At 36.7% G+C, this 5,514-nt stretch carries 5 protein-coding genes; 1 reads left to right on the top strand and 4 read right to left on the bottom strand.

Translation table 11 applies throughout. The features are described from left to right. The 3 genes from AAC037_RS18820 to eat all read right to left on the bottom strand — a co-directional run. Window positions 1-549, bottom strand: a 549-nt coding sequence (locus tag AAC037_RS18820; RefSeq protein ID WP_339904757.1) for an iron-containing alcohol dehydrogenase, incomplete at its 3' end; no start/stop codon positions are given. A gap of 45 nt (window positions 550-594) precedes the next feature. Beyond that, window positions 595-1,959, bottom strand: coding sequence for a glutamine synthetase family protein (locus AAC037_RS18815; protein ID WP_339904756.1), 1,365 nt, complete (start codon window positions 1,957-1,959; stop codon window positions 595-597). Further along, entirely contained in the window at window positions 1,956-3,290 is a 1,335-nt protein-coding gene (eat, locus tag AAC037_RS18810) for an ethanolamine permease (protein ID WP_339904755.1), read from the bottom strand. Before eat ends, AAC037_RS18815 begins: the two co-directional genes overlap by 4 nt. A gap of 488 nt (window positions 3,291-3,778) precedes the next feature. Here eat and AAC037_RS18805 point away from each other — a divergent pair, with 488 nt between their 5' ends. Beyond that, complete coding sequence (locus AAC037_RS18805) at window positions 3,779-4,396, top strand: deoxynucleoside kinase (RefSeq protein ID WP_339904754.1); 618 nt, start codon at window positions 3,779-3,781, stop codon at window positions 4,394-4,396. Here the strand turns inward: AAC037_RS18805 and AAC037_RS18800 are convergent. Beyond that, window positions 4,393-5,037 (bottom strand): hypothetical protein, encoded by a 645-nt coding sequence (locus AAC037_RS18800; RefSeq protein WP_339904753.1) that lies wholly within the window; start codon window positions 5,035-5,037, stop codon window positions 4,393-4,395. The two genes, AAC037_RS18805 and AAC037_RS18800, sit on opposite strands and share 4 nt — an antisense overlap. Window positions 5,038-5,514: the final 477 nt, after the last annotated feature.

Here is a 5,514-nt window from a genome sequence, read left to right as displayed (position 1 = left end):
ATTTTTCTCGGGCGCATAGAATGAACCACCCATATCGGATAGTATTCTTTTCTTCTTGCTTTCATCTTCAGATATAATGGCACTTCTTCCTACTTCACTCCCAGTACCGGAAGTGGTAGGTACGGTAACAAAATGTGGAATTGGCTCGGTTACGTATTTATCTCCCCCAATTAAATCATCATAAACAAATAGATCACTATGGTGATTAATGCTTAAGGCAATTGCCCTTGCTACATCCAAAGCCACTCCACCTCCAATGCCTACAATTACATCTCTATCGGTGGACTGATACGAAGCCTTACCTTTAAGAACATCTGACTTGACAGGGTTTTTATGAACATCAGAAAAAACCTCAACAGACAAACCTGATTGACTCAATTGAGCTTCTATTCTTTTAAAGAAATCGAGTTCTCTTACAATTGGGTCAGTTACCAATAGTGGCCGAGACAATTGATTTTGCTTTAAATAATCAGCCAGTTCACTGATAACACCTACACCAAATCTTATGGTCGTAGGAAAACTAAAATTATATTTTTGAAGAATATCCATTATGATAAATGAAAACTATAGTGATTAAATGTATTGAAGTCGAGATTAAATAATTTCAAAATAACGTTTCCTTTCCCAATCTGTCACATTGGAGGCAAATTCGCGACATTCCCATTCGCGCGTTTTGCAAAAATGATCGACAAAGGCCTCTCCAAACAATGACTTGGCAATGCTTGAATTTTTCATGGCCTCTGTGGCTTCTTTTAGTGAGGAAGGAATTGAACCATTGGAATAATCTTCATAACCATTGCCTACGGTGGCAGGTTTATCCAAAGCCAATTTGTTCTGAATACCATATAAGCCGGAAGCCAGACAAGCTGCCATGGCCAGATAAGGGTTAACATCGGATCCTATAACCCTGGTTTCTAGACGAGTAGATTTAGCTCCACCGGAAAGTATTCTTAAAGCTGTGGTTCTATTGTCCTTTGCCCATGTCAAAGTGGTAGGTGCCCAGGCTCCCTCTACCAACCTCTTGTAACTATTGATAGTGGGGGCAAACATTGGCAAAATATAGGGTAAACATTTAAGTTGACCTGCCACGTAATGACGCATGGTACTACTCATGTTCCATTCTGCATTGGCATCATAGAACAAGTTATTCTTTAGGTCCATGTCCCAAATACTTTGGTGTACATGTCCACCATTTCCAGGCAATTCCTCAGACCATTTGGCCATAAAGGTAGCCATGACACCGTGTTTGTAGGCAATTTCTTTAACACTACTTTTGAATAGTACTGCACGGTCAGCTGCCAATAAAACATCACTGTATTGTATGGCAGCTTCATAAACACCCGGACCAGTTTCTGTGTGCAAGCCTTCCAATGGAATGTCAAATTTATGACACAGGTCAAACAAGTCATTGAAGAAATCACTTTTCAAGGATGACCTTAAAATAGAGTAGCCAAACATTCCCGGGGTCATGGGTTTGGTATCTGCACAATTTTTACTTTCATAACCATCGGGTGTACTTTCAAAGTTAAACCATTCAAATTCTTGAGAAAATTGAGGAATAAAACCAGCCTCTAATGCTTCCTTTTGCACATTTTTCAATAAGGTTCTTGGACAAACTAAGGCCCCATTTTCCTTGTCATTACTGAAATCAGCCAAAAAGAAGGGAAGGTCATTCTCCCATGGTATTTTTCTGTAGGTAGAAGAATCAATATTGGCTTGAAAATCGGGATAGCCGGTATGCCAGCCAGTAACAGATACATTGTCATAGGATTTGTCTTGCATGTCCCAGCCAAAGACAACCGCACAAAATCCCAATCCTCCATCCAATATGGAAAAGAATTTGTCCAGAGAAACAACTTTCCCGCGGAGGACTCCATCAATGTCCACAATGGCTAATTTTACTTTATTAAATGAACTGTTTTTTAAACTTGATTTGACTTCTTCTTTACTTAATTTCATGAAGTTTTTGTCTTGTTAAGGAATAATACAAAGAATAAATAAGCTCCTAATAGCATGGCGAAAAAAATCACGGCCAAATTAAAGTTATAAATGATCATGGCAATTAGTGAAAGACTAGCAATGATCAGGGCTATCATAGGAAACAAAGGGTAATAGGGCACCTTAAAAGGTCTTTCCAGCTCCGGTTCATTTTTTCTTAGCTTGAGAAAAGCAAGCATAGACAATATATATAAACACAAGGCACCAAACACAGCAATCGTGATTATTTCCCCGGTTTTGCCCGTAAATAAAGCAATAATCCCGATCAGCATATTAAAAATAAGGGCATTGACTGGGGTTTTAAATTTTTTATTTACCGCTCCGATGGCCTTAGGAGCATAGCCCACACGACCGAATTCAAAGGTGGTACGTCCTGCCGCAAGAATGATCCCATTAAAGGACGCCACCAAGCCGAAGAGCGCTATAAAGGCCAACAGGTGATAATAAAACTGGTTATCACCCGTGACCAATCCCATGGCCAATGGCAGGGGTGAATCAGAAGCAACTCCGGAACTATCAGGATAAACAATGGCTTCCCAGCCTCCAACACCAACGGCCGCCATAAATGTAAGCACACATAAAATAACCAATGTCAGTAAGGCAAAGCCAAAGCCTTTTAATATATTTTTTTGTGGGTTAATCGTCTCCTCGGCAACATTGGCAACCCCTTCTATGGCTAGAAAAAACCAAATAGCAAATGGAATGGCTGCAACCACTCCCATATAACCATTGGGCAAGGCATTGATTTGCAAATTTTCCATTTTGAATGCAGGCAAAGTCACTCCTGCAAAAAACAACAATCCCAATACAGCGATAATTGTTATAAATAGTTCAAAGGTAGCTGCCACTTGCAGACCTACAATATTTAATCCTGTAAAAATCAAATAGGCGACGACTCCTATCAATAAGGCGTCCAACTCGGGAAAAAATATCCCAAAATAAGCACCTATGGCAGAAGCTATTGCAGGTGGTGCAAAAATAAATTCAATATTCTGGGACATCCCTGCCAAAAAACCCAAATGTTTTCCTAAACCACGCTCAGCATATGAAAAAGCTCCTCCGGCTTTAGGAATAGCACAGGCCATTTCTGTGTAACTAAAGGTGAAAGTAACATACATGATTATGATAAAAAATATGGCGATACCCGCACCTAATGTTCCACCTTCAGCAAGCCCTAAATTCCATCCAAAATAATTCCCTGATATGACGTATCCGACACCCAAACCCCACAGCATAAAAGGGCCTAATGTCTTCTTTAATTCTTGTTCATTTCCTTTGGATTCTTGATTCATATAGTGTTTACTTTTGGATGAGAAAATGGGCCATGTCCAAACTATTTCATGATAGGAAAAAAACCAAGCTCATGCATTAAATTTGATTTTTTTAAAAAAGGACCTCCTAAAATTAAAAATTAATTTGAAATAACATGTAATTGATCAAAATTAATTAGTGAAAAAAAATGCCTTTAAAAAAAATTAGAGGGGATTTTAAGAAATTTCGGAAGAAAAATATCTTAAAGCCTACAAGCCAAGGGTTAAATGTTTTTACCATTTACCTTCTCTAAATCAGGTATAAATATTGTATTTAAAAGGTTTAGGTAATGGAAAATTAATCGAGTATAATTAACCATTTGGATCTAGTACCCGTTGAACCATAATCAATTAATAAAATATTGGCTAGATTCCCCAAAAGTCAACAGGAAAATTCAATTTTAGATTAATTTTATGTTATGGTATAGTATAGGGTTTATATTCAAAACAATAAAAAACAAGTAAAAATTATGCATATCGCAATCTCAGGAAATATTGGAAGCGGAAAAACCACCTTGGCATCAAAACTAGCTGCTCATTATGGTTGGCAAATTGAATTTGAATCAGTAGAGGAAAACCCTTATTTGTCGGACTTTTATGGAGACATGCCAAAATGGGCTTTTCATTTGCAGGTTTACTTCCTACATAGCAGGTTCAATCAAGTGAAAAGAATTCAGGAAAATGCAAATTCCACCATTCAAGATAGAACGATCTATGAAGATTCCCATATTTTTGCTACCAACCTTTATGAGTCAAATTTGATCAACAAGAGGGATTATGAAAACTACAGGATGCTTTACCACTCCATGGTAGATTATATCAATCCTCCGGATTTATTGATTTTTTTGAAGGCAGGCATACCCAAATTGGTAGATCAAATTGAAAAGAGAGGAAGAGAATATGAACGGAGCATTCAAATTGCTTACCTAAAAAACTTAAACAACCTCTACGAAGATTGGATCTCGGGCTATAAACTCGGAAAACTCCTAATCATAGATGTGGATGACATGGATTTCGTCCATAATCCTGATGATTTTTCCACCATTGTTGGCAAAATTGACCGGGAAATTTTTGGCTTGTTCAACTAATCCATTTTTCTAACAAGCCAAGTACCTACAGATTTTAAGGTTTCTCTGTTTGGTCGTAACAATAATTTATCGATTCGTTGCAACTTACCTCCCAACATAAGGTTTTCATAAGCAGGGATCCTTATAAGTTTGTACCCCATTAACCTGCTGATCAAGTCATATTGAAGATCATTGTATGCGTTTAACTTCCACCCTGCAGCTCCATTTCCTGAAAGGTCGGGTGGTATTTCTGATTTTCCAAAGCATCTTGAGGCTATTGGTGGGCCATTCCAAATCCTGTCCTGAGCTCCTGACAAAAGACATTCTCTTTCAAAAGTTCTGCACATGCGCAAATAACTGCCATGCCAAGAAAACTTAAATGTATCGTAAACATCTGTTTTTAAGGTTTTTAGCCTGTATCTGTTGAAATGATAAGCATCATCAAAAAGAAATAAAAACTTCTCTATTTTAAAGTCAAGCTTCAATTGATTCAGTAAGGGAATATCACCGGCCCCATTTAAATCATTGTATCCATCTGAAAGTAACTTTTCTCCCTTTCCTTCAATCAAATTTCTTTTAAAGGGAATATTGATATCCGTTTCACAGCGAATTTCAATCTCTTCTAAGGCATTAATTAATTGATCCGTTTTTTGTTGATGCATTAGCTAACTCTATTAATATTTAGGGCGATCCATAAAACATGGAAAGGCTATTCATTTTCAATCCTTTCTTTCAAATTAGGTTTTGAACCGGGAAATGTGGTTTTAGTGGACATATCGTAACCTATCCACAGCATAATAACCAAAAAAACGATTCCAAAAATGAGAAAAATCAACTTGTTTCTATTCATCTCTACTTTGAATTTATTTGCAAAACTAATCAAGTATTTAAATAAAAAGTTCCATACAATTACATACTTTTTGGGCAATTTAAAACTACAAACATGCAATGATTACTGTCAAACTTAAAAGTCTAACATTCGTATAATTGAAGATTATATGAAAAATTTTCTAATAAAATGTAAAATCATACCTTTCAAGCCCTATTTTTGCATTAGAATAATGTAACTAATTATTCATTGCTTATGTATAGGCCCCTTAAATAATCGGACGTAATTATAGTTTGAAATCTGTAAATTT

It is taken from the genome of uncultured Cyclobacterium sp. (assembly GCF_963976465.1).
In the GTDB taxonomy this organism is placed as follows: domain Bacteria; phylum Bacteroidota; class Bacteroidia; order Cytophagales; family Cyclobacteriaceae; genus Cyclobacterium.
This window is presented reverse-complemented; position numbering and strand designations above follow the sequence as displayed.

Excerpts from the sequence above, each read along its gene's own strand:
- AAC037_RS18815 (WP_339904756.1), bottom strand. The coding sequence starts at position 1,959 with ATGAAATTAAGTAAAGAAGAAGTCAAATCAAGTTTAAAAAACAGTTCA.
- eat (WP_339904755.1), bottom strand. The coding sequence starts at position 3,290 with ATGAATCAAGAATCCAAAGGAAATGAACAAGAATTAAAGAAGACATTA.
- AAC037_RS18805 (WP_339904754.1), top strand. The coding sequence starts at position 3,779 with ATGCATATCGCAATCTCAGGAAATATTGGAAGCGGAAAAACCACCTTG.
- AAC037_RS18800 (WP_339904753.1), bottom strand. The coding sequence starts at position 5,037 with ATGCATCAACAAAAAACGGATCAATTAATTAATGCCTTAGAAGAGATT.